This is a genomic window from Acinetobacter sp. AND/436 (assembly GCF_049546925.1).
GTDB classification, from domain to species: domain Bacteria; phylum Pseudomonadota; class Gammaproteobacteria; order Pseudomonadales; family Moraxellaceae; genus Acinetobacter; species Acinetobacter indicus.
The window spans coordinates 116239-141542 of record NZ_JBMXBO010000008.1 but is presented as its reverse complement, the minus strand read 5'-3'; the positions used below and the strand labels follow the sequence as shown (position 1 = coordinate 141542).

General features: G+C 43.9%; 27 protein-coding genes. 8 read left to right on the top strand and 19 right to left on the bottom strand.

What is annotated here, in order from left to right; genetic code table 11:
- The first annotated feature begins 74 nt into the window (after positions 1–74).
- A complete protein-coding gene (locus ACPEPR_RS08440; RefSeq protein ID WP_423562297.1) occupies positions 75–227 on the top strand; it encodes a hypothetical protein in 153 nt (50 codons plus the stop codon).
- Between the two features lie 70 nt (positions 228–297).
- Here the strand turns inward: ACPEPR_RS08440 and ACPEPR_RS08435 are convergent, their stop codons facing one another.
- Positions 298–1209: a DMT family transporter gene (locus ACPEPR_RS08435; RefSeq protein ID WP_005181447.1), complete on the bottom strand. Its 912-nt coding sequence runs from the start codon at positions 1207–1209 to the stop codon at positions 298–300.
- A gap of 328 nt (positions 1210–1537) precedes the next feature.
- Between ACPEPR_RS08435 and ACPEPR_RS08430 the strand changes: the two genes are divergently transcribed.
- The 3 genes from ACPEPR_RS08430 to ACPEPR_RS08420 all read left to right on the top strand — a co-directional run bounded on the left by ACPEPR_RS08430 (position 1538) and on the right by ACPEPR_RS08420 (position 3988).
- Positions 1538–2080 (top strand): glutathione peroxidase, encoded by a 543-nt coding sequence (locus tag ACPEPR_RS08430; RefSeq protein ID WP_104484688.1) that lies wholly within the window; start codon positions 1538–1540, stop codon positions 2078–2080.
- Between the two features lie 181 nt (positions 2081–2261).
- Positions 2262–2870, top strand: a complete 609-nt coding sequence (locus tag ACPEPR_RS08425; protein ID WP_168384814.1) for a hypothetical protein — start codon at positions 2262–2264, stop codon at positions 2868–2870.
- Between the two features lie 119 nt (positions 2871–2989).
- A complete protein-coding gene (locus tag ACPEPR_RS08420; RefSeq protein ID WP_168405856.1) occupies positions 2990–3988 on the top strand; it encodes a pirin family protein in 999 nt (332 codons plus the stop codon).
- A 191-nt stretch (positions 3989–4179) separates the two neighbouring features.
- On the opposite strand, the gene ACPEPR_RS08415 is transcribed toward ACPEPR_RS08420, so the two are convergent.
- The 11 genes from ACPEPR_RS08415 to ACPEPR_RS08365 all read right to left on the bottom strand — a co-directional run bounded on the left by ACPEPR_RS08415 (position 4180) and on the right by ACPEPR_RS08365 (position 12988).
- On the bottom strand, positions 4180–4662 hold the full coding sequence (locus tag ACPEPR_RS08415) for a DUF2846 domain-containing protein (RefSeq protein ID WP_005181435.1): 483 nt from the start codon (positions 4660–4662) through the stop codon (positions 4180–4182).
- A gap of 135 nt (positions 4663–4797) precedes the next feature.
- Complete coding sequence (locus ACPEPR_RS08410) at positions 4798–5217, bottom strand: F0F1 ATP synthase subunit epsilon (protein ID WP_005181432.1); 420 nt, start codon at positions 5215–5217, stop codon at positions 4798–4800.
- A gap of 26 nt (positions 5218–5243) precedes the next feature.
- Positions 5244–6638 (bottom strand): F0F1 ATP synthase subunit beta, encoded by a 1395-nt coding sequence (gene atpD / locus ACPEPR_RS08405; RefSeq protein WP_104490036.1) that lies wholly within the window; start codon positions 6636–6638, stop codon positions 5244–5246.
- Positions 6639–6664: 26 nt separating this feature from the next.
- Positions 6665–7534, bottom strand: a complete 870-nt coding sequence (gene atpG / locus ACPEPR_RS08400; RefSeq protein ID WP_005181426.1) for a F0F1 ATP synthase subunit gamma — start codon at positions 7532–7534, stop codon at positions 6665–6667.
- A gap of 86 nt (positions 7535–7620) precedes the next feature.
- Positions 7621–9165 (bottom strand): F0F1 ATP synthase subunit alpha, encoded by a 1545-nt coding sequence (atpA, locus tag ACPEPR_RS08395; RefSeq protein ID WP_005181412.1) that lies wholly within the window; start codon positions 9163–9165, stop codon positions 7621–7623.
- A 46-nt stretch (positions 9166–9211) separates the two neighbouring features.
- A complete protein-coding gene (locus tag ACPEPR_RS08390; protein WP_075168156.1) occupies positions 9212–9748 on the bottom strand; it encodes a F0F1 ATP synthase subunit delta in 537 nt (178 codons plus the stop codon).
- 12 nt (positions 9749–9760) lie between these two features.
- Entirely contained in the window at positions 9761–10231 is a 471-nt protein-coding gene (locus tag ACPEPR_RS08385) for a F0F1 ATP synthase subunit B (RefSeq protein WP_005181403.1), read from the bottom strand.
- Between the two features lie 40 nt (positions 10232–10271).
- Positions 10272–10517 carry a F0F1 ATP synthase subunit C gene (atpE, locus tag ACPEPR_RS08380; protein WP_000424060.1) on the bottom strand — a complete coding sequence of 82 codons (246 nt, stop codon included), beginning with the start codon at positions 10515–10517 and terminating at the stop codon, positions 10272–10274.
- A gap of 84 nt (positions 10518–10601) precedes the next feature.
- Positions 10602–11477: a F0F1 ATP synthase subunit A gene (atpB, locus tag ACPEPR_RS08375; protein ID WP_004970145.1), complete on the bottom strand. Its 876-nt coding sequence runs from the start codon at positions 11475–11477 to the stop codon at positions 10602–10604.
- Between the two features lie 101 nt (positions 11478–11578).
- Positions 11579–11977: an ATP synthase subunit I gene (locus tag ACPEPR_RS08370; RefSeq protein WP_005181400.1), complete on the bottom strand. Its 399-nt coding sequence runs from the start codon at positions 11975–11977 to the stop codon at positions 11579–11581.
- Between the two features lie 171 nt (positions 11978–12148).
- Positions 12149–12988, bottom strand: a complete 840-nt coding sequence (locus ACPEPR_RS08365) for a metal ABC transporter solute-binding protein, Zn/Mn family (protein ID WP_016658982.1) — start codon at positions 12986–12988, stop codon at positions 12149–12151.
- Positions 12989–13124: 136 nt separating this feature from the next.
- Here ACPEPR_RS08365 and ACPEPR_RS08360 point away from each other — a divergent pair, with 136 nt between their 5' ends.
- Genes ACPEPR_RS08360 through znuB form a run of 3 tightly spaced genes read left to right on the top strand, consistent with a single transcriptional unit; the run spans position 13125 to position 15190 of the window.
- Entirely contained in the window at positions 13125–13622 is a 498-nt protein-coding gene (locus ACPEPR_RS08360; protein ID WP_005181393.1) for a transcriptional repressor, read from the top strand.
- On the top strand, positions 13595–14386 hold the full coding sequence (znuC, locus tag ACPEPR_RS08355; protein ID WP_016658981.1) for a zinc ABC transporter ATP-binding protein ZnuC: 792 nt from the start codon (positions 13595–13597) through the stop codon (positions 14384–14386). The genes ACPEPR_RS08360 and znuC overlap by 28 nt, the downstream gene beginning before the upstream one ends.
- Positions 14387–14389: 3 nt before the next feature.
- Positions 14390–15190 (top strand): zinc ABC transporter permease subunit ZnuB, encoded by an 801-nt coding sequence (gene znuB, locus ACPEPR_RS08350; protein WP_016658980.1) that lies wholly within the window; start codon positions 14390–14392, stop codon positions 15188–15190.
- A gap of 67 nt (positions 15191–15257) precedes the next feature.
- Here znuB and ACPEPR_RS08345 read toward each other — a convergent pair whose 3' ends face one another.
- Positions 15258–15878 (bottom strand): LysE family transporter, encoded by a 621-nt coding sequence (locus ACPEPR_RS08345; RefSeq protein ID WP_005181385.1) that lies wholly within the window; start codon positions 15876–15878, stop codon positions 15258–15260.
- Between the two features lie 158 nt (positions 15879–16036).
- Between ACPEPR_RS08345 and ACPEPR_RS08340 the strand changes: the two genes are divergently transcribed.
- On the top strand, positions 16037–16957 hold the full coding sequence (locus tag ACPEPR_RS08340) for a Dyp-type peroxidase (RefSeq protein ID WP_005181383.1): 921 nt from the start codon (positions 16037–16039) through the stop codon (positions 16955–16957).
- Positions 16958–17348: 391 nt separating this feature from the next.
- On the opposite strand, the gene ACPEPR_RS08335 is transcribed toward ACPEPR_RS08340, so the two are convergent.
- From ACPEPR_RS08335 to ACPEPR_RS08310, 6 genes are all read right to left on the bottom strand, one after another.
- Positions 17349–17561, bottom strand: a complete 213-nt coding sequence (locus ACPEPR_RS08335; protein ID WP_168370297.1) for a hypothetical protein — start codon at positions 17559–17561, stop codon at positions 17349–17351.
- Positions 17552–17950 carry a hypothetical protein gene (locus ACPEPR_RS08330; RefSeq protein ID WP_160241726.1) on the bottom strand — a complete coding sequence of 133 codons (399 nt, stop codon included), beginning with the start codon at positions 17948–17950 and terminating at the stop codon, positions 17552–17554. The genes ACPEPR_RS08335 and ACPEPR_RS08330 overlap by 10 nt, the downstream gene beginning before the upstream one ends.
- Positions 17951–18107: 157 nt before the next feature.
- Positions 18108–18812 carry a hypothetical protein gene (locus tag ACPEPR_RS08325; protein WP_168382051.1) on the bottom strand — a complete coding sequence of 235 codons (705 nt, stop codon included), beginning with the start codon at positions 18810–18812 and terminating at the stop codon, positions 18108–18110.
- Positions 18799–20409: a glycoside hydrolase family 19 protein gene (locus tag ACPEPR_RS08320; protein WP_423562296.1), complete on the bottom strand. Its 1611-nt coding sequence runs from the start codon at positions 20407–20409 to the stop codon at positions 18799–18801. Before ACPEPR_RS08320 ends, ACPEPR_RS08325 begins: the two co-directional genes overlap by 14 nt.
- A complete protein-coding gene (locus ACPEPR_RS08315; RefSeq protein WP_423562295.1) occupies positions 20406–23300 on the bottom strand; it encodes a type VI secretion system Vgr family protein in 2895 nt (964 codons plus the stop codon). The genes ACPEPR_RS08320 and ACPEPR_RS08315 overlap by 4 nt, the downstream gene beginning before the upstream one ends.
- A gap of 170 nt (positions 23301–23470) precedes the next feature.
- Entirely contained in the window at positions 23471–25171 is a 1701-nt protein-coding gene (locus ACPEPR_RS08310; protein ID WP_016658973.1) for an NAD-dependent malic enzyme, read from the bottom strand.
- Between the last annotated feature and the right edge of the window lie 133 nt (positions 25172–25304).

Genomic DNA, 25304 nt, shown 5'->3' with positions numbered 1-25304 from the left:
ATCAATCACATCCAGAGGGTATCGAAATCTCTGGGCAAATCAGCAACAGTCGCTGATCTGCGATGGAGCGTATTATGGGTGAACAGTTTAAAAAAAACAAATATATTTTAGCTCTTAAAAAGCAGCTTAAACCTATGATTAATCAACCATTATTTGAAAAAGTTCAAATTATCTTGCTCTTTTTAAAGTGCTTTTTAAAGAAGCTAAAAGCTACTCTCTTCGACTAAAGTCTATTTGCCTTTATTCACGAGATCATTCAAGCAAAAAATTAAGTTTGTTTGTTCGTTTTTTAGGCAATTATTTAGCTTTCAGCAGCACTGGCGCCACAGTTTTTTTCTGGGCCAGCACAATTCCGAACAGAATAATCGCCCCACCAATACTGTGATAAATGGTCCAGGCCTCTTTTAACCAGACAAAGGCAATTAAAGCGGTAAACACCGGCATCAGGTTCATAAAGATACTGGTGCGGTTCGGTCCCAGACGCTGAATCGCCATCATCCACACCAAAGGGGCAATTAATGAAGGAAAAATACTGGCGTAGATCACGCTGCCGGCATTGGCCATATTGATAGCATCAAGACCCAACCAGGCCACAAACGGCAGGTGATACAGCAGTGCAAACAGAATCTGCACATACAGGCTCAGCATTAACGGAATCTGCAGCTGCCATTTTTTCAGAAAAACCCCGTAAAAGGCATAGAAAAACACGGCAATAATCATCAGCAGATCGCCCCACTGACCACCGGCATGCAGCAAGCCCCAAGGATTGCCCTGCCCCATCACATAGATTAGCCCGGCAAAGGACAACAGGCTGCCAATAATGGCGTAGCGATTCGGAATATCGCGCAGAATCAGCATCGACACAAAAATGGTAAAAATCGGAATAAAGGCATTAATAATGCCCATATTGGTGGCGGTGGTGTAATGCGCAGCGGTATAGGCCAGTCCCTGATACAGCACCAGTCCAAAGGCACTCAGCACTGCCAGCTGTTTCAGATGCGGTACAATCAGGGCGCGTTCACGGATCACCCGCGGCAAAATAAACGGGGTCAGAATCAGAAAGGCAAAAAACCAGCGATAAAAACTGATGCTCACCGGCGAGATAAAGTCGGTCACATAGCGGGTCACGACAATATTCAGTGACCAGATCAGTACCGCGCTGACCGGTAAAAGAATGGCCCAAGACAGCATTTTTTCTTGCTGTGTCATATTCTGTTCCTTGTTGAGTCGATCGGCCTGAAGCAGACGCTGCTTCCTGCGCTGAATGAATGCCTTTTCACTTTATTTTTAAACTTTCCTTGTGCCCTCATTCTAGTCCAATTTAACTGCTTTGGGGCAGTTCGCGATGGTGAAATCTTGTGCTGCGTTCAAATTGCTCCATCACTCCACTTTGCTGGGATTCCGCACCTGCTTAAAATATGCCGCATTGACACAGCGCTATACAAAAATCTGCCAAAAGCCGCAGCAATAGGTCTTGCGGGATTGGGCAAAGCCCGTTACAACAGAGAACGACAATAAATCACTTTAGGATAAACACATGGCATCTGTATATGACATTCCGGTCGTGACCATTCAGGGTGAAGAAACCACACTGAACCAGTATCAAGGCAAGGTGCTGCTGATTGTAAACGTGGCTTCTAAATGCGGTCTGACGCCGCAATATGAAGGTCTGCAAAAGCTTTATCAGCAGAAAAAAGAACAAGGTCTGGAAATTCTCGGTTTCCCGGCCAATGACTTTCTGGCGCAGGAACCCGGCAGCAATGAAGAAATCCAGCAGTTCTGTTCGCTGAATTATCAGGTAGATTTCCCGTTATTCGCCAAAATTTCAGTGGTGGGTGAAGATAAACATCCGCTATATGCTCGTCTGACCCAGGCCATTCCAGAACGGATTGGTGAAGGCCCATGGTGGAAAGATCTGGTGGATTATGGTCTGACCCCAAATGAACCACCTGAAGTGCTGTGGAACTTCGAAAAATTCCTGGTCAATAAAGAAGGTGAAGTGGTGGCACGTTTTGCCCCAGACATTCAGGCCGATGACCCACGTATTGTAGACGCAATTAATGCCGAACTGGCGCGTTAATTGTTTACAGTAACAGAGAGGGTTGCGGCCCTCTTTTTTATAGATCTAGACATCCATAAGCCACGCTAATCACACCGCCTGCTTGTCCTGGAAAATTGTTATTGCTTTGCAACAATCTGTTTTTTATTTAATTAAAGCCCCTATATTAAACTGCAAGATAAAAATTGTGATTGATCTTGCCATGAAACGCGCCTTTTCCCATTTTCTCCTGCCCTTTGGCCTGCTGACTTCAGCTCTACTTCTGGTCGGTTGTGACCAGCCCAGCGCTCCGGTTTCGGAAGCCGATCCGGATACCGAAATCACCTCCCAGCAGCAAAGCCCAGCGCCACAAGCCGATTTAAAAAGTGGCAATATGTTTTATATTGTGCGCGATGTGGCTGATATGCAGCTGAAAGCCGGTGAGTATGTCGAGCAGTTACGCCAGACCCAGACCGAGCTACAACAGGCCGTCAACAGTCAGGATCATCAACAGCTACAAACTGCAGCCAGCAAATTGCAACAGCAGTTACAAGGCTTTAATAGCGCCTTAAACAGTTTGAATTTAAAAAGTCAGGAAATTGACAATATTCGCCAGAACATTCTGCAAGCCAATGAACAGGTTCTGGCTTCGCCGTTTTTAAATGGCCAGATTGATCTCAGCAAAGTGGATTTTGCCAAAATTCAGCAGCAGATGGGCACGGTACAGTCTGAAATGGTGAAACTGGCCAGCATCCTGTTACAGTCAGAGAATGCTGAAAATACTGAAAGCGCAAACACTGACACTGAAAATCAGGCAGCAACTGAATCCTGATTTTCAGGCTCACTGCCCATCTGGGTGGTGAGCTTGTCTGATTCAGACAGTTTCTGGTCTGATTCTGATGGTCTAAATTTAAAAAAATAATGCGTTCATTTAAAAATAAGAGGTCTGCCATGCAGCATCCACTGATTTATTCTGTTGTACCGGTGACATTCCGTTTAGATCTGAAAGATCCATTTATCTTCTGTGCCCATCATCTGGATCATTTTCCGGCTGGCAATGCCCAACTGGGTCCGCAAACGCCACCACAAAATAAAGAATACAATATGTATTATGGCAATGTGGTGCCCGGTTTCCCTGAGCACCCACATACCGGTTTTGAAACCATTACCTTAGTGGAACAAGGCGTGGTCGATCATTTTGATTCACTCGGCAATGCCGGTCGCTATGCCGCTGGAGATGTGCAATGGCTGACCACCGGCAATGGCGTCGAACACTGCGAGATGTTTCCACTCGTGCATGAAGACCAAGCCAACCCAATGGAACTGTTCCAGATCTGGTTTAATTCATCGCCTGAGCAGAAGCAACAGCCAGCTGATTATAAAATGTTATGGCGCGAGCAGATTCCGCATGTAATTGAAGCCAATGCGGCAGGCCAGAAAGCTGATATCCGGGTGATTTCCGGTCAATTTAAAGAAACCGATGCCCTGCCACGTCCACCTCATTCATGGGCAGCGCCGGCTGAAAACAAGGTGAATATTTACCTGATTACCCTAGCGCCCGAAGCTGAAGTCACTATTCCAGCCACCAGCGCCAGCTCGACCCGCTTCTGTTATTTCTATCAGGGTAAGAGTTTAGAGCTTGAAGGTCAGCAGATGGACGTGAAACATTTGGCCGAATTGAAATCGGATGCCGAGATTCATTTAAAAGGTGGACTACTCGAATCCCGGATTCTATGGCTTGAAGGTGAACCAATTGGTGCACCGGTAGCCATGCGCGGGCCTTTTGTACTAAATAGTGAAGATGAACTGAACGCTGCCTTTAAACGTTACCGCGACACCCATTTCGGTGAATGGCCATGGCCGAGTCCAGCACCGGTGTTTGAACGTAAACAGCCGCGTTTTGCGACTTATCAGGGTGGTGAGCATAAGGAATATCCTGAACAGCTCTAAATTCTATTTTTATGAGAACAGCTTGGCATGTTTCAGGCTATTTTTATGAAAAATTAAACAATGAAATTATCAGGGTTTGGAAAAATGGATATAGAGCTGGGTTAAGTAAAGATGAATGAAAGTCTTTAGATCAAAAGCAAGTGTTTGCGATTTACACCTTGCAGCAACCGCAAACACAGATGTGGAAATTATTATTTAGGAAGTTGAATAGAAGGCTTAGAACATTTGCCGCCTACTGCCAAACTGTATTTTTCAATCGCCTGTTGACCTTCAGTCTCATCAACCAATTTTACGTTTGCACCACCAACAAATACACCTGGTTTAATGTATTGTTGAACATAATAGTTTTTCCCACTTTGTGTAGTTACGTTCAGGTGATTAGGAGAAAACTCTGATTCTGTAGACACAATATGTGTTTTACCACCTTCTACCTCTGTATAAAAATAAACACCACGTGCAGTTTCACCCAGGCACTCACCATTAACCCAAATATCTTTCTTGAGTCCCGCACCTACAACGCTATTCGAGCGGTACACATAGATTCCTGCTTGACCTGCTTGTGGCGCTTGAATCTTTTTTTGTTGCTGCACTGCTTGTGGATCTGCTTTCGGAACCGAAGCACAACCAACAAAACCTAATGATAATAATAGCGGTAAAATAATTTTATTTGACACCCCAAATTCCCCTTATTTATTTTGTAAGAGGATGAAATATAACAAATATATAAGTTATTTACTAATACATTGCATTAAATAGTATTCATAAAAAAACCACCCTTTCGGGTGGTTTTTTCAATCTTAAACCAGCAATTACATTGCGCGGTTTTTGATTTTGCGGATCGTTTCCAACTGTGCAGCAGTTTCTGCCAAAGCAGCCAAAGCAGCAGCAGCGTCCAAATCGCTCTTTTGATTTGCCAGCAATTGTTCAGCGTGTTTACGCGCTTCAATAATTGCCGCTTCATCCAAGTTTTCTGCACGGACTGCAGTATCTGCAAGAACCGTAACAACGTGCGGTTGAACTTCTAGAACACCACCAGATACATAGATTAATTCTTCTGTACCATTTTCCAAAATAACGCGGATCGCGCCAGGTTGGAGCAAAGTTACCAGCGGAGCGTGGCCAGGCATAATACCCAACTCACCGCCAGCACCTTTTGCAATTAGCATAGTTACAGTGCCAGAGTACAAAGACTCCTGAACACTTACAACGTCACATTGCATAGTCGCCATGAGAACCTCCTAAATTAGGTAGCTAATTAAAGTTTCTCGGCTTTAGCAATCACTTCGTCAATACCACCAACCATATAGAACGCTTGTTCTGGGATGTGATCGTATTCACCAGCTAGAAGACCTTTAAAGCCACGAATCGTTTCTTTAAGCGGTACAAGTTTACCAGGCGCGCCAGTAAATACTTCAGCTACGTGGAACGGTTGAGAGAAGAAACGTTGGATCTTACGTGCACGGTATACAGTAAGTTTGTCTTCTTCTGACAATTCGTCCATACCAAGAATTGCGATAATGTCTTTCAGTTCTTTATAACGTTGAAGAACGTTTTGAACTGAACGAGCAATTTCGTAATGCTCAGTACCAACTACCAGTGGATCTAACTGACGTGAAGTTGAGTCAAGTGGATCGATCGCAGGGTAAATACCTTGAGAAGCGATGTCACGGCTCAATACAACAGTTGCGTCCAAGTGAGCGAACGTTGTAGCAGGCGATGGATCTGTTAAGTCATCGGCAGGTACGTATACCGCTTGGATAGACGTAATCGAACCAGACTTAGTCGATGTAATACGTTCCTGAAGAACACCCATCTCTTCTGCAAGTGTAGGCTGATAACCTACTGCAGATGGCATACGGCCTAGAAGTGCTGATACTTCAGTACCTGCTAGTGTATAACGGTAGATGTTGTCAACGAACAATAATACGTCACGGCCTTTACCGTTTTCGTCTTTTTGATCACGGAAGTACTCAGCCATAGTCAGACCAGTCAACGCTACGCGTAAACGGTTACCAGGTGGCTCGTTCATCTGACCGTAGACCATTGCTACTTTGTCTAGAACGTTAGAGTCTTTCATCTCGTGATAGAAGTCGTTACCTTCACGAGTACGCTCACCAACACCAGCGAATACAGATAAACCTGAGTGCGCTTTAGCGATGTTGTTGATCAACTCCATCATGTTTACAGTTTTACCAACACCGGCACCACCGAACAGACCAACTTTACCACCTTTCGCGAACGGGCAAAGTAAGTCAATGACTTTAATACCAGTTTCTAGAAGGTCAGTAGAAGCCGCTTGTTCTGCATAAGAAGGCGCTTGACGGTGAATTGGTAAACGCTCTTCAGTTGCAACTGGACCAGCTTCGTCGATAGGGCGACCAAGAACGTCCATGATACGACCAAGTGTCGCTGTACCTACTGGTACAGAGATCGGCGCGTTAGTGTTAGTTACGTTCAAACCACGTTTAAGACCTTCAGTAGATCCCATCGCAATTGTACGTACAACGCCGTCACCAAGTTGTTGCTGAACTTCTAAAGTAGTTTCAGTGCCATCAACGTGAAGAGCGTCATAGATCTTAGGAACGCTGTTGCGTTCAAACTCGACGTCGATAACCGCGCCGATGATCTGAATGATACGACCGCTACTCATTGCTGTCTCCTCAATTCAAAATAATGTTAAACGGCAGCGGCACCACCAACGATCTCAGAAATTTCCTGAGTAATCGCGGCTTGACGCAGCTTGTTATAAATAAGTTGTAGGTTCTTGATAAGCTCACCTGCGTTATCTGTCGCAGCTTTCATTGCGACCATACGTGCAGATTGCTCACAAGCGATGTTTTCAATCACACCTTGATACACCACAGACTCAATATAACGAACCAATAAACCATTCAGCAGTTCTTCTGCTTCTGGTTCATAGATATAGTCCCAACCGTATTGACGGTTCAGGGTCTTGTCTTCTTCAGCAGCTGCTAAAGGAACAAGCTGTTCGATTTTTTGATTTTGAGTCATGGCATTGACAAAGCCGTTGGACACCAGATAAATACGATCTAACTCGCCTTTATCATAAGCGTCTAACATCACCTGTACAGAACCAGATAACTGTTCAAGACTTGGTGTATCACCTACGTTTGTAGTTGCACCTAGTACTTTACCGCCGTAGTTTTTAAAAAACGAAACCGCTTTTTGACCAATTAAAGCAAATTGAACTTCAATTGACTGCTCTTGTTGCTGTTGTACGTGTTTGACCACTTTTTTGAACAGGTTAATGTTCAAACCGCCTGCCAAACCACGATCTGAAGAAACAATGATATAGCCAACGCGCTTCACAGGACGCTCAACCATATAACGGTGTTTATATTCAGGATTCGCTTGTACCAAATGAGCAATTACACGGTGCATATTTTCGGCATACGGACGGCCTTGAGCCATGCGCTCTTGCGCACGACGCATCTTAGAAGCAGCTACCATTTGCATCGCTCGAGTAATCTTCTGCGTGCTCTTGATGCTAGCTACTTTGGCGCGAATTTCTTTTAAGTTTGCCATACGCTTAACCTAGTATTCGAAGGCCCTTTCGAGCCCTCGAAGGTTGATCCGTGAACCAAACCAACACTAATTAGCAAAGTGCTAAATTAGTAAGTTTGAGTCGCTTTAAAGCTTTCAATACCTGCTTTGATTGCAGCTTCGATGTCTTTGTTGTAATCACCAGTTTCATCGATTTGTTGCATTAACGCAGCGTGCTCTGAACGGAAGTAAGAAATTAACGCAGCATCAAAGTCTACGATTTTCTTCACTTCAACGTCAGCCATGTAACCTTCGTTAGATGCATAAACTGAAACAGCCTGGTCAGCAATTGAGTAAGGCGCATATTGTTTCTGCTTCATTAACTCAGTTACGCGTTGACCATGTTCAAGTTGCTTACGAGTTGCTTCGTCAAGGTCAGAAGCGAACTGAGCAAACGCTGCCAATTCACGGTATTGCGCCAAAGCGGTACGGATACCACCAGACAATTTTTTGATGATCTTCGTTTGAGCCGAACCACCAACACGCGATACAGAAATACCGGCGTTCACCGCAGGACGAATACCCGCGTTGAATAATGATGTTTCAAGGAAGATCTGACCATCAGTAATCGAAATTACGTTAGTCGGTACGAATGCAGATACGTCACCTGCTTGAGTTTCAATAATCGGCAATGCAGTTAATGAACCAGTTTGGCCTTTAACCTCACCGTTAGTGAATTTCTCAACATAATCAGCAGATACGCGAGAAGCACGTTCAAGTAGACGTGAATGTAGATAGAATACGTCACCTGGGTAAGCTTCACGACCTGGTGGACGACGAAGAAGCAATGAAATTTGACGGTAAGCAACAGCTTGCTTAGACAAATCATCATAAATAATTAACGCGTCTTCACCACGATCACGGAAGTATTCGCCCATTGTACAGCCAGCATAAGGCGCCAGATACAGCATTGCTGCTGGATCAGCTGCAGCTGCTGCTACAACAGTGGTATACGCCATAGCGCCAGTTTCTTCCAGCTTGCGTACTACGTTCGCGATAGTCGATTGTTTTTGACCAATTGCTACGTATACACACTTAATGCCAGAGTTTTTCTGAGCGATGATCGCATCGATCGCCATAGCTGTTTTACCAGTCTGACGGTCACCAATGATCAACTCACGCTGACCACGGCCAACTGGGATCATTGTATCTACTGATTTATAACCAGTTTGTACAGGTTGATCCACTGATTGACGCCAAATTACGCCTGGTGCTACTTTTTCTACAGCATCAGTTAATTTCGCATCAATTGGGCCTTTACCATCAATTGGGTTACCCAAAGCATCTACGACACGGCCTAAAAGTTCTGGACCAACCGGAACTTCTAATACACGACCTGTACAACGAGCTTTTTGACCTTCTTGAAGGCCTAAGTAGTTACCTAAAACAACGACGCCCACTGAATCCTGTTCTAGGTTCAGTGCCATACCGTATAAGCCGCCGTCGAATTCGATCATTTCACCGTACATTGCATCAGCAAGACCGTGAATGCGCACAATACCGTCGGATACCATAACAATGGTACCTTCGTTTTTAGCGGTCGCGCTGGTGTCCAGATCGCCGATACGCTGTTTAATGAGCGCACTGATCTCGGATGGATTCAGTTGTTGCATTGCGCTATACCTCAATCTTTTTAAAGTTCAGTCTTCTTATATGCAATTACGCAAGAAGACGAGTCCGCATTTTTTCAAGCTTGTTAAGCGCAGAATCATCTATCACTTGGTCGCCTGCACGAATAACAACACCCGCAATTAACGCCGGGTTGACTTCTACTGCAATAGAAACCGTGCTGTTGAAACGCTTTTCCAGCGCCGCTTTCAACACTTGTTCTTGGTCAGCAGACAATGGGAAAGCCGATTCAATTACGACGTCCACATTGTTGTTATTCTGTGATTTGAGCTGTTCATATTCTGCTTGAATTTCAGGCATTAAAGACAAACGATCATTTTCAGCAAGCAAAGTCAAAAAATTTGACAATGCTGCAGTCTGGTCTTCACCTAAAACTTTTGCAAAAACACTCACCTGCTCTGCAGGAGTAAGCTCAGGGCGATTTAAGTAAGCTGAAAATGCTTCGTCTTGTACCGCAGCACTGAGCAATGCTAGTGCTTGTGACCAACTGTCAGTTGCACTTTGCTCAGAGGCATAAGCATATGCTGCTTTCGCATATGGGCGTGCCAACGTCAAGAGTTCAGCCATATTTCGCCTCGCTTAAAGTTTAGCAGCCAGCTGGTTCAGCATGGCATTGTGAGCTTCTGCGTCAACTTGCTGGCTAAGAATTTTCTCAGCACCGGCAACTGCCAAAGCAGCGACTTGTTGACGTAATTCTTCGCGAGCAGCATTGATTTCAGTATCAACAGCTTCTTTCGCCTGTTGACGGATACGCTCACCTTCAGCAGATGCTTGAGTACGCGCTTCTTCGACCAATTGTGCTGCACGACGGTTCGCTTGTTCGATCAATTGAGCCGCTTGTGCTTTCGCTGCGTCTAGCTCTGCCTTAACTTGTGCTTGCGCATCAGCAAGGTCAGCTTTTGCTTTTTCAGCAGCATTTAAGCCATCAGCGATGCGACGCTGACGCTCACTAATCGCATTGATTAGTGGTGGCCATACAAACTTCATGCAGAATGCGACGAAAATCGCAAATGCAATCGCTTGGCCAATCAATGTGAGGTTGATATTCATTGCTATTCCTCAAATAGTGGATTTTTGGGAATTAAGCTGATTAACCTACAAATGGATTAGCGAAGATGAAGAACAAGCCAATACCAACACCGATCATAGGCACAGCATCAAGAAGACCCGCGATTAAGAACATACGAGTTTGAAGTTGTGGAGCCAATTCTGGCTGACGTGCAACAGCTTCAAGGAAGCGACCGCCCAAAAGACCAAAACCAATCGCAGTACCTAAAGCACCGAAAGCGATCAAGATAGCAGATGCAATTGCAACTAGACCTAAAGTGAGTTCCATGAAAAATTCCTCAGAGGTTAGGTTTTATACCAAATTAAATTAAAAAATTGTGCCCAACCATCCGGTGACAGTCAGGCAATACCATTAATGCTTTTCGCTTGCCATGCTCATGTACACGATTGTCAACATCATGAAAATGAATGCTTGTAGCGTAATAATCAAAATGTGGAAAATCGCCCAAGGCACAGACAATGCCCACTGGATCCAGAACGGTAATAACGCGATAAGAATGAAGATTAACTCACCCGCATACATGTTACCGAACAGTCGTAGAGCCAATGAAACTGGTCGCGCCAAGAAAGTAGTCAATTCCAACAATAAGTTGAATGGAATTAAAAGCACTTTAGCAACTGGATTACTTGGGTTAAATGGGTTAAGTGCCAACTCACCAACGAAGCCGCCAACACCTTTCTCACGAATACTATAGAAAATAATTAAGAAGAATACAGAAATAGACATACCTAAGGTAATGTTTGGATCTGTAGTCGGAACAATTTTAAAGTAAACCTGATGAGGGTCCACACCCAGCATAGATGCAATCGCCTGTTGAGCTACATAAGGAATAAAGTCAACAGGGATTAAATCCATCAAGTTCATGAGGAAAATCCACACGAAAATGGTTAATGCTAAGGGTGCAATTAATCGAGACTTCCCATGGAAGGTATCACGTACACTTGAATCTACAAACTCGATAATCACTTCAATTACTGACTGGAATTTACCAGGCACGCCTGAATTTGCAGCTTTCGCGACAATCCAGAACAATAAACAGAAGATCAGACCAAGTCCGATAGACCAACCCATTGAATCCAAGTGAATAGCAGTGAACCCCATCTGTTGAGCTTCTTCAGCAGACTCAGCCAACTTCCATGAACCGTCTGGCATTTTGCCGTACGTCATGTTGGTCAAGTGATGCTTGATATACTCGGTCGAAGTAAGGGCATGTTCTTCAGCAGCCATAAATCACACCTGGTCAATGTCAAAAACAAAAGAGGGAACGAATATCGCGTGCTGCTTGATATCTCGCTCATCTCCTAAAAACTTTTCAATTTTTGCTGCGCCTATACTCGTTTTTGTAGACGTGACACCCAAAACGGAGCGACCCACGACATGGCCTGAACGAGAATAAAACCACAAAACAATGCAACCGGAGACAACGGCTCGACATTGCTTAAAATTAAAATGAATCCTACGATCACAATCGCAAACTTACCGAGCATGCCCCTATACATGTTCGACAGAACTTGTTTAGATGCTCTCGCGCCTGCTGCGCGGAACGACTGCCAGGAAAAATAACAACTTGCAACCCAACATACCAATGCACCAAGTGCGGCACTCAAGGCGGCTGTAGCATCTTTGAATATCCAGGCAATCAATGCAGCAACAGGTATCATGAATGCTTGCAAGAAGACCAAAGCTTTCGCTAATCGTCGGTCAATCAAGCGACTAGTTCGGCTCATTTACTTTCCACTCACAGCATAAATGCTTGACAAGTTTAACTGATGATCGTTTTTTATCGCAGGCATTATAGAGTTACACCCCTGAACATGCAATCTTTTCCCGATCTTAGTCGTATTTTTTTGCACAACTGTAACCGTATTGTCATAATTCAAATTTGCCGCCAAAACGCGCTATTTTTGCGCATTTATTACACATTTTTGCGTTTGGGTAGCCAATTTCTGCCAGGCCTGCACAAAGTCCCCTGCCCCACTCATACTTTCGTCGACCATTTGAAACACAATCGGATTCAGGCGCTGATACTGGCTCTTGCTGGCATGACCTTCGGCCAGTAAACACATTTTCGTGTTTGGACGATGATCATTCATATATTTAATTTGCGCCACCGTCGGAGCGACATGCGGATCATGGGTCAGTGCGCCGGCAAACTTCAGGTTCAGCGGACGTTCCAGATATTGATAGGCATCATGATAAGACCAGTAGGCTTTGGCCGAGGCTTTGCTTTTAAACTTGTCTGCGGTCAGGAGCAGCTCTTGGGCAAAGGCACGGGCATTGGCCCAGTACTGTTCACGCTGCTCAGGCACCTGCTGGGAACGCAAGGCCGCAATAAAAAAGCCAATACGAATGGCATTGTTCGGATCAAGCCAGACATGCGAGTCGACCGTATCTTTTAATGCTGCACCACGAGGGCTACGCTGTGGTAGCGTTTGCAAAATGCCAGAATCTAGCAATGAAATAGCTTTGCTCTGATTGCTGAACAGTTTTTCTAGAGGCGCTTCATGCGCTTTGCCCAGCCAGATCACCAGACCTGCATCCTGAATGGTCTTGCGATGTGCAGGAGTCAAACTGACATCATGTCCGGTCTGGTCGGCCAATAATAAGGTCGGGGTTTCTATGCCTTGTGTAATTTCCTTGGCAATCAGATAAATCGGCTGTGTCGAAATAACAAGACTTTGAGACCAACTCAAGGTACTGAACAAAGCCAGAGCACAGAAGGCGAAAAAACGGGACATGAGCGCAAAATCATAAAACAGGATAGATGTTATATTATAACAAAATAACAAAAATACCTATGTATAATCGAATCTGACTATACTTCATGTTAAAATTTAATGTCCGATTTTCCTCCTACATTTCCTTGGGGTAGCTATGAGCTTATGTTCTCATGAACATCATGATGCATTACATGGCGTGCACGACCATCAAAATATTGAGCAGCGTCTTGCTGAAGCCGAAAGTCTCTGTGCAGCCACAGGTGCTCGCCTGACCCCACTTCGTCGTGAAGTGCTGGAACTGATTTTAAATGCCTCGGGCCCGATGGGGGCATACGACCTGCTGGCCAAAATTAAAAGTGAGTCAGATCGTCCGGCGGCACCACCAACCGTGTACCGCACCCTCGACTTTTTATTAGAAAAAGGGCTGATTCACCGTTTAACTTCTATTAATGCCTATATTCCCTGCTGCCATCCGCGCGAAGGCCATCAGGCGGCGTTTTTAATTTGCACCGAATGCAAAGTGGTCAAAGAAGCTTCTGCGCAGGGTTTACTGCAGCAACTGGCAGAGCTGTCGGCTTCGGACCACTTCACCGCCCATCATAGTATTATCGAGATTTCTGGTTTATGTCAGCACTGCGCCAGCAAACGCTAAGTCCTGCGCCGCTGATTCGCCTTGAACAGATTCAAGTCCGGATTGATGAGCGTGATATTTTAAAACAGGTCGATTTCTCTTTGCATGAGAAAGAAATTGTCACGCTCATTGGTCCGAATGGTGCCGGCAAATCGACGCTGATTAAAGTCATGCTCGGTATTGTCAAACCCACGGCTGGCAAAGTACTGGCCGATAAAAAACTAAAATTCTCCTATGTGCCGCAGAAATTCAATCCTTCACACAGCTTGCCGTTAAGGGTCAAGGATCTGCTGGCTTTAGAAAAATGTAGCAGCACGTTAAAAGCAGAAATTATCCGCGATACCGGTATTGCCAAGCTGGAAAATTCCAAAGTGCAGCAATTGTCAGGTGGTGAACGGCAGCGGGTATTACTGGCCCGCGCCTTATTGCGCCAACCCGATGTGCTGGTGCTGGATGAACCAATGCAGGGGCTGGATATCCAGTCGGAAGCCGAGCTGTATGACTATGTGCGTAGCCTACCAGAAAAATATGGCTGTGCCGTGCTGATGGTCTCACATGATCTGCAATGGGTCATGCAAGGCACGCATCGGGTGGTATGTTTAAATAAACACATTTGCTGTAGCGGCTTGCCCGAAAGCGTGCAGCAGCATCCGGAATATCAGGCCATTTTTGGTACCAACCGGGTGTTCTATCAGCATCATCATGATCATTGTGCGCATGGCGACCATGCCGAGCCGTGTCAGCATGATTCCCGTCCCCATATTCACCCTGAACCGGAAGTCTAAACCATGATGGATTGGTTATCGTTATTACTTCCGGCCTGGATCATGGGCACTTTACTGGTGTTTCTGACCGCGCCACTCGGCTGTCTGATGCTGTGGCGCCGGATGTCTTTTTTTGCCGATACCATGGCACATGGCACCTTATTAGGCGTGGCCATTGCCGGCGCCTTGAGCTTACCGCTGTGGATGGGCGTTACATTTTTAGCCTTATTACTGGTTGGTATTCTTTGGATTCTGCATGATCCGCGCTTACCGAATGATGCCCTGCTGGCCTTATGCTCTGCGACCCTGCTCTGCTCCGGTCTACTGTTTATCCAGCACATTCCAAGCCTGCGCCCGGAACTGCTCAGCTACCTGTTTGGTGATCTGCTCACGATCTCCTGGGCTGATTTACCCATCTTTGCGCTGGTGATTGTCGGTGCACTGCTGGTTCTATATAAGTATTGGCAAGCCCAGATTCAGATTGCCATTGATCCGGATATTGCTGCCAGTGAAGGTATTCATGCCCAGTGGCAACGTCTGATTTTTATGTTGCTGCTGGCCCTGTTTACGGTTCTGGCATTACGCGCGGTCGGCTCGCTATTGATGGGTGCGCTGCTGGTGATTCCGGCGCTCACGGCACGACTGCTGGCGCATTCTCCGAAACAGATGGTGATTTGGGCTTTTGTGATTGCACAAATTGGGGTAACGGTTGGTTTATGGTCCAGCGCCGGCTTAAATACCTCGACCGGTCTGACTATTGTGCTGACCATGGCGGTGATTTTTGCCCTGATCTTTACCATGCAGAAATTTAAAAAACTGGCCTAAACAATCAACCGAAAGGTTCCATCTAGCCCTCTCCTCTTTATCATTGAGAGGGGAAAATCAACATCTATTACTGATGCACCAGACTTAATAAAAATGCAGCACCAGCAAACAGACCGGCAAACGTCCGGTTCATGACTTTCTGCTGACGCGGTGACTTTAACAATCTTAAAACCTTAGCTGCCAGGCCGGTATAGCCCGCCATCACAATCAGATCAATCGTAATCATGGTTGCTGCCATAATCAGATATTGAATCCACTGCGGTTTGGATAAATCCAGAAATTGTGGCAAGACAGCCAGCAAAAATACAATCGCTTTCGGATTGCTCATATTCACCAGAAAACCGTTCAGCAGCAGTCGTCCAGCTGATTTCTGTGGTAAATCCTGCCGGATTTCAATCGAGTGTACCGGCGCTTTCCATTGCAGATAGGCCAGATACAGCAGATACGCTACCCCGAACCATTTCACTGCCAGAAAAGCCCAAGGCGTGGTCGCAAATAGCACGCCCGCGCCGGCCGCCACAATCGCAATCTGTACCAGCAGCGCCAGTTGCAGCCCGATGGCATTCCAGTAACCATGACGAAAACCGTAATTCAGCCCACTCGACATCGAGGCAATCGCACCTGCGCCCGGCGACACACTAATCACCCAACAGGCCAGCATATAGGCCAGCCAAATCTGATAAGACATGGTAATTCACCACAAAAATGACAGATTATTATATGACGATTCATCTTTTAAGTGCGCAGTAAAGAGGCAATAAAAATCTGATCCAGAGACTGTTAAGCTGCTACCGGTTCAGGCACAATAGTTTTAGTGATTGATTATTAAAAACTTAGGAGCCATGAATGACAGCTCAATCTGTAATCTTGCCATTACCTTCAGATCATGCCCGTTTTATTGTTTTACGTTTAAAAGATTTAACTCTTGAGCAATTAAAAGAAAAATTAGCTGATCTTTTTAATACCCGTGATCGCCTGATTACCCAGCATCCTCATGCACAAATTAAAACTGCCGTGGCCTTTGGACCTGAACTTTGGGCACAACTGTACTCCCAAACTCCAGCTGGCTTTAAGCAGTTACAACCGATTGAAGGCGCATTCCAGATGCCTGTCGTACCGGCAGATGTACTCATTCATATTGCCAGTGCCCGTGCGGATATCTGTTTTGCCCTGAGCCAGTCTTTCTTTGAGGGTATTCAGGATCAGGTTGATGTTCTGGATGAGCGGGTCTGCTTCCGCTATTTTGATGGCCGCGACATGACCGGCTTTATTGATGGCACAGAAAACCCGCAATTCCCGGATGACCGTGCTGAAGTCGCTTTACTGGGCGAAGATGCCGGCATTTTTGAAGATGGTTCCTTTGTCTTTGCCCAGCGTTATGCACATGATTTAGATAAATGGAAACGTCTGAAAGTCGATGCACAAGAACAAGTGATGGGTCGCACCAAACTTGAGTCGATTGAGCTGGATGATGAGGTGAAACCTGACAATGCCCACGTCGCCCGTACCGTGGTTGAAGATGATGAAGGTGAAGAAATGGAAATTCTGCGTCATTCCCTACCATATGGTGATGGGCAAGGTGACCAAGGCTTATTCTTTATTGCCTATACCAAGGATTTAACTATTCTGGATGCGATGCTTGAGCGTATGTTTGGCACCTCGGGAGATGGTATTCATGACCGTTTACTACATTTTGTCACCGCTTTAGATGGGGCTTACTACTTCGCTCCAAGTGAAGAGTTGCTGGAAACGGTGTTGGAAGGATAATTTATAAAGCCGACGAGAGTCGGCTTTTACCATTCAGAAAAAAGATGAACTATAACCAGAATACTAAAAGGACTCATAGCTATTTATTTTTATATTTCCTAAATTTATCTACACTTTAAAACTGCATCATTTGGGAATAAATTCAAATAAAATTCAAAATTTTTATTGATATCAATATTCTTATGACCTAATACGGTTTCCTTATTTATTAACTGAAGCTCATTTGAAATAACATGTTCATCCTTGTACTCTGCCATCAACTCTGTCAGCTCTTTATCCTCTGCAGTTCTATAGTCTACAATTCCACCCTCATATTTATAAATAAAATGATTAGTTTCTACTAAACTTAATAGGCTAAATTTAAAATTATAAACCTCCTTCCCATAACTACTTAATAGCTCAACATGAAGTCGGCAAAAATTATTTTTTTTGATAATTTAGCAATACCTCCTTGATCGCTTAATTGCAAATCAACAAGATTCAATTCAAAGATTTTCTCATCTGCAATAGTATTCTGATCCACTTCAGCTGAACGACTAATTTCTGAAGAGCCACATCCAAATAAAGTTATAAAAATACAACTCAAGAAAATTTTCAAAAACATTCAATTCCCTTTAATTTTACTTTTTTATTCTCGAATTTAGTGACTTTTCTAGTATTTTTATTTGTATAAGCCACTTCATAAAGTAAATATCCTTGGGACATAAAACGATATTTCCCAGTGATTTTACCATCTATAATTTCATTCATTGAACGATAGATTTCTGGCTGAGCATTATCACCCATATCTACTTCTTCTATTTCATAGGGGTCTGAAAGATTTATATCTCTCATATAGGGGAAATATTTAATTTTTTTGACTTGAAGATAGTAAATAGGAACTAATAATATTGATTTTTTACCATCTGATAAGCAATAAAATTCATGACTAGAGTGAGCCAATGAATATGATGATAATAAAATGATAAAAATTAATACATAAATATTTTTCATAATTTTTCAACCTTATCATTTATTACCTTATAGTAATAGAGTTCCTCTCCCCCTTAAGGAGAAAACTAGAATAGGGAATTTTTAATTAATTACAATTCTTATTGATAATTCTTGGACTTATAAATTTCTTTAATTCATAAAATTTTAAAATGAAAAATCACAAAATATCAGATATCAATATATAACCTTTTACTACTTTCCCACCCATACTTAAATATTCAATATTTAAGTAAAATTCATCTTTATTTTTTACAATATTTTTTATCCTTACAATATCCCCATTAATTAAATAAGATCTTTTCTTATTAAAATATTGATCAAATAAAAAAGCCTTTCTTGAGGATACTTCAACTTTCTCGACTATTTTACCTAAGTCACTCTTCAATATATAAATATTATTAGGATTTGAAAAAAAAGTAGTTAAATTTAAGTTTGGAGCTAAAGTCCTCCATTCTTCTTTCAATATATATTTCCCAGACTCTAAAAGATATATTCTTTTATAGCTTATTGCTCCATCTTTAAACCTTTCAATAATTCTATTTTTTTTAAATTCTGGATCGTATAATGGACTCAAATAAAACTCTTTTACCTCTTTAGAAGATATCTCAAAAATCCTGTATTGACCACTTGGGTTGCAATCCTCTGTGTAATTCACCACCAAATATTTATACTTACTATCATTTATTTCCTCTAACCAAAAACCATTTTTATTATAACAGTAGTCATTACCATTGAATAAATAAAATTTTTCTCCCCCTTTCCTATAGTAAATATTATTATCTTCTTTTACTAAAATATCTTTTGCTGACAAATTACCTGAAAAAATCAATAATAAAAAAATGAAAAATTTATTTAAAACCATTCCTTTTCTCCACTTCTCTCAATATTTTTATAAATAACTTCTTTCTTTCCAACATCCCATTATTTCCACCATTTATTCTCTTACTCACAGACTCAACTACTTTTAAATGATGACTATCACTATAGTTACTATTTAAATCTGGATACCCTTTATAAATTAAATTATCTGCATTTTTAAATATATTAAATGCCCATACAGAACTTTCCACTGCATGAAATAAGTCATCACAAATTAATTCTGGGTTACTAACTACATCTATTCCTGAGTAGTTTTTATATTTTTTATATGCACTTTTCCAAGTTAGCTGAATTAGACCTCTTCCTTTATACTTAGGACCATCTCCAAAAGATGTATTTCCTTCAGCTAAGATTTGATTTCTTCTTCGACATGCTCGACTATTTTTAATGTCACAAACAGATGGCGGAAAGTTAGATATATCATAATCTTTCCCACTAGCATATTCAATTAAGGTATTAAAGTGGTCACACTCATGATAAATTTGTGCTAAAAAATGACATAACATTAATTTATCTTTTAAATTATGTTTTCTAAGACTTTTATTCAACTCAGGAACAAACTCTTCTGGCGTAGTATTTTGTGTTGATCTCCCATTCATTACGCGATGAGAAAATAGTTTTCTAGAACCATAAACAGCTTTAAAAAAGCTTAACGAAATAATATCTTCTGAATCATTATCAATCCTTTTATCTAAATTAGGTTTATTCTCCTCTGTGGTTCCTTCAATAATATCAACATCTAGATGTAATTTAATAGCTTCCTCTTTAACTCTTTTGGCCACATAACTTACTGGATCTAAAGGCTTTCCATCTGGTTTGAGTACAGTAAATTGTAATCTCTGCCCAACCATACTTATTAACGGCAGTTTTCCATTGGAAATCGAATAAACCTTTTTCTTCCCGGTAGCTACAATTAACATCTCAATATTTGTTTTTTCAATAACGTAATTACTACCTTCACGATCTACAAGCGTTAGCGTAGAAGTACTTTTAAACTTTTCATAAGGTTCATCTAATTGAATCAGAATAGGTTTTTCTGTGCCATTACCTGAATTAAGCGATCTTTTTAAAACAAACTCATCATTCGATGTTAAGGCTAAAAATTCAACATCACGATTAGCCGAAGAGAGGACTTCAACTCTTCCTTGATCATCTGTAATACGTTCAAAACTTTTCTTTCCCTTTGGTCGTGTTTGTATCGGAAAATTAGCCATAATCTTTCCATGAACATCAACCACTTGAAAAGGTGTTACCACCAAACCATTCTGAGAAATCGTACTATTCATTTGTCGATATTCTTCAATGGTGTTAGGTAACTGAATTTTTATAGGATGCTCTGAGGAGGAGAGGGTCGAAGAATTAATGACCTTCACCACAGTATAATCAGATGCCTTCGGTGGTTTTGCTAAAATTTCTACCATCCGATTAGGAGAAGCTTGAAAAACAAATAAGCCATCTGTATCTGTTTTCTTCAGATTCTCTCTCGATGAATTTTGATAACGTGATTTCACCTTCAGATTTCTGACATATCGTCCAGATTTATCATAAAACTTAGAGGTAATGGTCACCAGTTTACTCATGATTCAATATCCTCGTGTGTAGACACCTCATCCTCCTGATCTTCTTCTATTTCTTCGAGCAAATAATCAATCTGTTCATCACTCACTGCTCCACTCAAATGTGTACGCAAAGAGTTAAAGCTCAGCGCAATAAAGTCAGTTGACTGGGGCGTATAGAACCTAAAAGTACTTAATTGATGTTGTTCATTTAATATGGATTTATTGGTTTTCAGAAGTTTTCCATCAGTTTGATCAATCACAAAAATTTCTTTTTCTCCTGCAGACGAGCTATTCCATTGATAATTGATCTGATTACTAAATAATGTTGCCATCTGAGGTAAGCTCATCTTCGGTTCAACCACATTCTGTGGCTGTAAAAACAGATGCTGCCCTGCTTTCACCTCAAACTTCCCAGCAGTTGTCGGTAACACACCTGAACCACTAATCTCAATCTGACTTCCTCCAGCCACCAATATAATTTTTTTACTCGCCTTGACTTCAATCCTGTCTTCCGTTGAAATAATCTGTACCCCCTTTCTGGCAATAAGATCTGCCCCATCACCCTGTGCCTGAATCTCGACTTTGCCTTTACCGGCATATAAGCGTGCACCGTCTTGTGCTGCAAACAGGCTCAGTTTCTGGCTGGCATGGGCAATCAAAGACTGCTGCGTACTCAGGTTAATACTCTCTCCGGCACTGTGACTGATCTGACCATCAGCAGAGAGATGCACATCTTGCTGGCTACTCAACGCAATAGAGTTTGGTGCGCTAAGAATCATTAAGGCCTGTTTAAAGGCAGCGGCTTTATTTTCATCCTGCTGTTCGATCTGCTCTAAGAAGTTCTTTAAGTTATCGAGAACTTCTAAAGGATCGGTCTGCTGGTTTTTGGCCACTTCACTTAAGGCTTGGGCATTGCTCAGTGAGCCTTCAATCTGGGATTTGGCTTCACTGGCATCGAGATGATTGCCTTCTGCCTGTGCCTGTGGATGGGTGGAAATCAGCAAGCCTTCTCCAGCACGGACTGCACCCCACTGATCGGTTCTCAGTTCAAAACCTTCACCACGACCGTCACTTTCGGCACTGGCTTTGGGATGGCTCAAGTTCCCCAGGTTCAGTTGGGTCGCACCATGGCTGCTTTGCAGCTGGGCAGAAATCTGCTTCGGAGTATCATCAAAACGCAGCTGGTTAAAGCCACTGCCTTCAATTTCCTGTGAGCGGATCCCGCTGAGTTTTTTGGTGTCGGGTAGTTGGCCTTGTTGGTCGAATTGGGTTGGCGAGCGTTCTGCTTCATGTAAACGCCCCACCACAAATGGCCGGTCGATGTTACCGTCGAAGAAGTCGATCACCACAATTTCATTAATCCGTGGCAGGAAACGGGCACCATAGCCTTCTCCGGCCCAGGGGGTCAGTACATCCACCCAGGCCGAATCGGTGTCATTGTCATTACTGCCGGCCCCGCCATCATGCTGATGGTCATCACTGCGGGTAAACAGAAAACGGACTTTAATCCGTCCCCATTCATCGACATGGATGCTTTCTCCAGCAGGTCCCACCACCCGGGCGCGCTGTGGATGGGCTGCTGGTCGGTGCTGTAGTGGATGGTATTCCGGGACGGTGCGGATGTTGCGACGTTGTAAGGTTAAGGTATTGCCTTGACGTTCATCCGGGTGTTGTTCGTGTTTAACATTAATATGGCTATGCCAGTGGCTCTGGCTGAGTAACTGGTTAATCTGCTGATTGAGGTCTTTGGGTAAGTTGTTCTGGTTATAGAACTGTTTGCCGGTAATTAGAAATTCTTTGTCGGCTGCGCTGTGCTGGTCAATTTCCGGGTGTTCATTCAGTTCAAACCAGTAGCCGACCTGGGCATCACGGACGGTGGAATGCGCGCTGAAGTATTTGGATTGCAGGTCGTGGTAGTGACTGAGGTTCTGGTTCAGCTTGTCCAGCTGGTTGTTGGAAGAGGCTGTGGCCTGATCTTCGCCATTTAAATCCTGCATCCAGGCCGGGCTGATCTGCCAGGCTTGTTCCAGGCTCAAGCTGGCATTGTCCTGATTATGGCTGTGCTGGTGTTTGCTTTGCACTGAACCGGCGCCTTCTTCCTGGCTCAGGCTATCTGACTGCCAGCGTTGCAGATGTACGGCCGTCGGTTGCAGGCTGCGCTGGGCAATCAACTGGGTGATGCTATCCAGTTGTTCGGTGGCACTGGAGCGATGAAAGCGGATGCTGCGGCGGTTTAAAGCACTGTACTGGCTGTTGTCATCAATCAGGCGCAGTTTCTGGGCCTGAATCGGGCTGCTGGAATGTACGACCTGTAACTGGGCTTCATCAATCAGCCAGTTAATGCCTTCACTGCGCCAGAGTCGGGTCAGGAAGTCATAGTCGGTTTCATTGGACTGCATGATAAAAGGACGCACATCCAGTTCCTGGGTCAGTCCGGTTAAGTCCAGAGTCAGGCTGGCAGCAAAGAGCGGGCTTTTGTTCTGCCATTCTTTAAATAAGATCTCGCTGACCTCACGCACGCTTTTATTCATAAACACACGGCTGTTACGGCGTTTATGCCAGAGTGCGGTTGGATCTTCTAGCGTAAGTTTATAGAGGGTGAGAGAGCCATCACTCTGGCCTTGCGCGGCTGCGGTGATAATACCGCTGCTGCGAAATAGCTGGCCCTGGTCAGTGACCTGATCGACGGCAACCTGCGCGCCGATAAACTGTTTTAACGGAATCTGGCCATTGGTCGAAAGACAGATCAGTTCAGCACATAAGCCCTGATTGAGCTGGTGTTCACCGTCGATGCGCTGCAAGAAAACATCGGTATTTAAGGCAGGCTGAGAAAATTGAATATGGAGGGCACGTTTTTGTGGGCTGAGGCCAGCCTGCTCCAAGGCAGTATGGATATGAACACGGGTTATCATTGTTATAAAAGCTATTGTTTTAATTTGCCCCGATTCTAAACAATGCTCATTTTTTAATCCAGCCTCTCGCTTTCATTTCGGGGCTACAAACCGCCTGTTTCCGACCAGTTGCGATCAACAGCTGCCCTAAAAAAAAGGAGCCGAAGCTCCTTGTTGTGTTTGTCTATATTTTAGAAGGTAATCCGGCGATAACTGCGGTATTCCGGTTTCCAGAAATTCGCCTCAATGGCCTCTGCCAGTAACTCGTCACTGATTACTGGTGCTACACCGGCCAGCATCGCCGCTTTAGCCACTTTAAAGGCAATAATTTTCGAAACCTTCTGGATTTCATTTAAATCCGGCAGCAGATCGGCCGCTGGATCGAGCAGCATCGGCGAACAGTCTGCCAGTGCATTACTCGACGCCATCAGCATACTGTCTGTGACTCGGGTCGCGCCGGAGGCGACTACACCCAAACCAATACCCGGGAAAATATAGGAGTTATTACACTGTGAGATATGATAAATCTTGCCATGATAATTCACCGGTGCAAATGGACTACCAGTTGCAATCAGCGCCTTACCTTCAGACCATTGCAGGATATCAGCCGGCACCGCCTCAACCCGTGAGGTTGGATTCGACAGTGGCATTACAATTGGTCGCTCACAATTTTCCGTTAGTGTGCGAATAATTTCTTCGGTAAACAGCCCCGGCTGACCCGATACACCAATCAATACCGTTGGTTTGGCATGTTTGACTACATCGAGTAGTGAAATCATGTCATCGGCATTGCCCCAGGCTGCAACCCGTTCAGGCGGCTGTGCCAGTTTGCGCTGGAAGTCCAGCAGATTCGGCTGGTTTTCGGTGATCAGGCCAAAACGGTCAACCATAAATACCCGCGCACGCGCTTCGGCATCGCTTAAACCTTCATACATCATCTGTGCAATAATCTGCTCGGCTATGCCGCTACCAGCAGAACCGGCACCGAGGAAAGCCACCACCTGATCTTTCAGCTGTTTACCAGCGGCACGTGAGGCAGCAATTAAACTGCCCACCGAAACGGCTGCGGTGCCCTGAATATCATCATTAAAACAGCAAATCTGGTCACGATATTTGTTTAACAATGGCATCGCATTGTTCTGAGCGAAATCCTCAAACTGGATCAGCGCTTTTGGCCAGCGGCGCTGGATCGCGGCAATCACTTCATCAACAAAGGCATAGTATTCATCGCCGGTAATCCGCGGCTGATTCCAGCCCATATAAATTGGATCATCCAGCAGTTGCGGGTTGTTGGTACCTACATCTAAAGTAATTGGCAAGGTATAAGCCGGGCTGATTCCACCACATGCGGTATATAAGGATAATTTGCCAATCGGAATCCCCATCCCGCCAATCCCCTGATCACCAAGACCTAAGATGCGCTCGCCATCAGTGATTACAATCACCTTCACGTTTTTCTTGTTCACATTTTGCAGAATGTCATCAATATGGCCGCGGTCCGGATAAGCCAGGAAGATGCCACGATGACGACGATAAATATCGGAAAAACGCTGGCAGGCCTCACCGACCGTTGGGGTATAAATAATCGGCATCATTTCACTTAAGTGATGCTCAATTAAGTGATAGAACAGGGTTTCGTTGGTGTCCTGAATATTTCGTAAATAAATATGCTTGTTGATGGCATCGTTAAACGACACATACTGCTGATAGGAGCGCTGACTCTGTTCTTCAATGCTCTCAATGGCATGTGGAAGTAAACCGTGGAGATTAAAATGGCGGCGTTCCTCTTCTGTAAATGCACCGCCTTTATTAAGCAAAGGCAGCTCCAGAAGCGTGTTTCCGGCATAAGGGATGTAAAGCGGTTTTTTGGTGGCTGAATTCGCTGATGTCATTTCCGATCTCATTATTCGATGATCCAGAAGGAGGCTCAAAGCAAAAGTTCCTCTGGGAGATAAGCTAGCTTAGCCCGTTTTGAGGACAATGGGGTATTTAGAAAATTGATAATGATTTGTGGATAATTTAGAT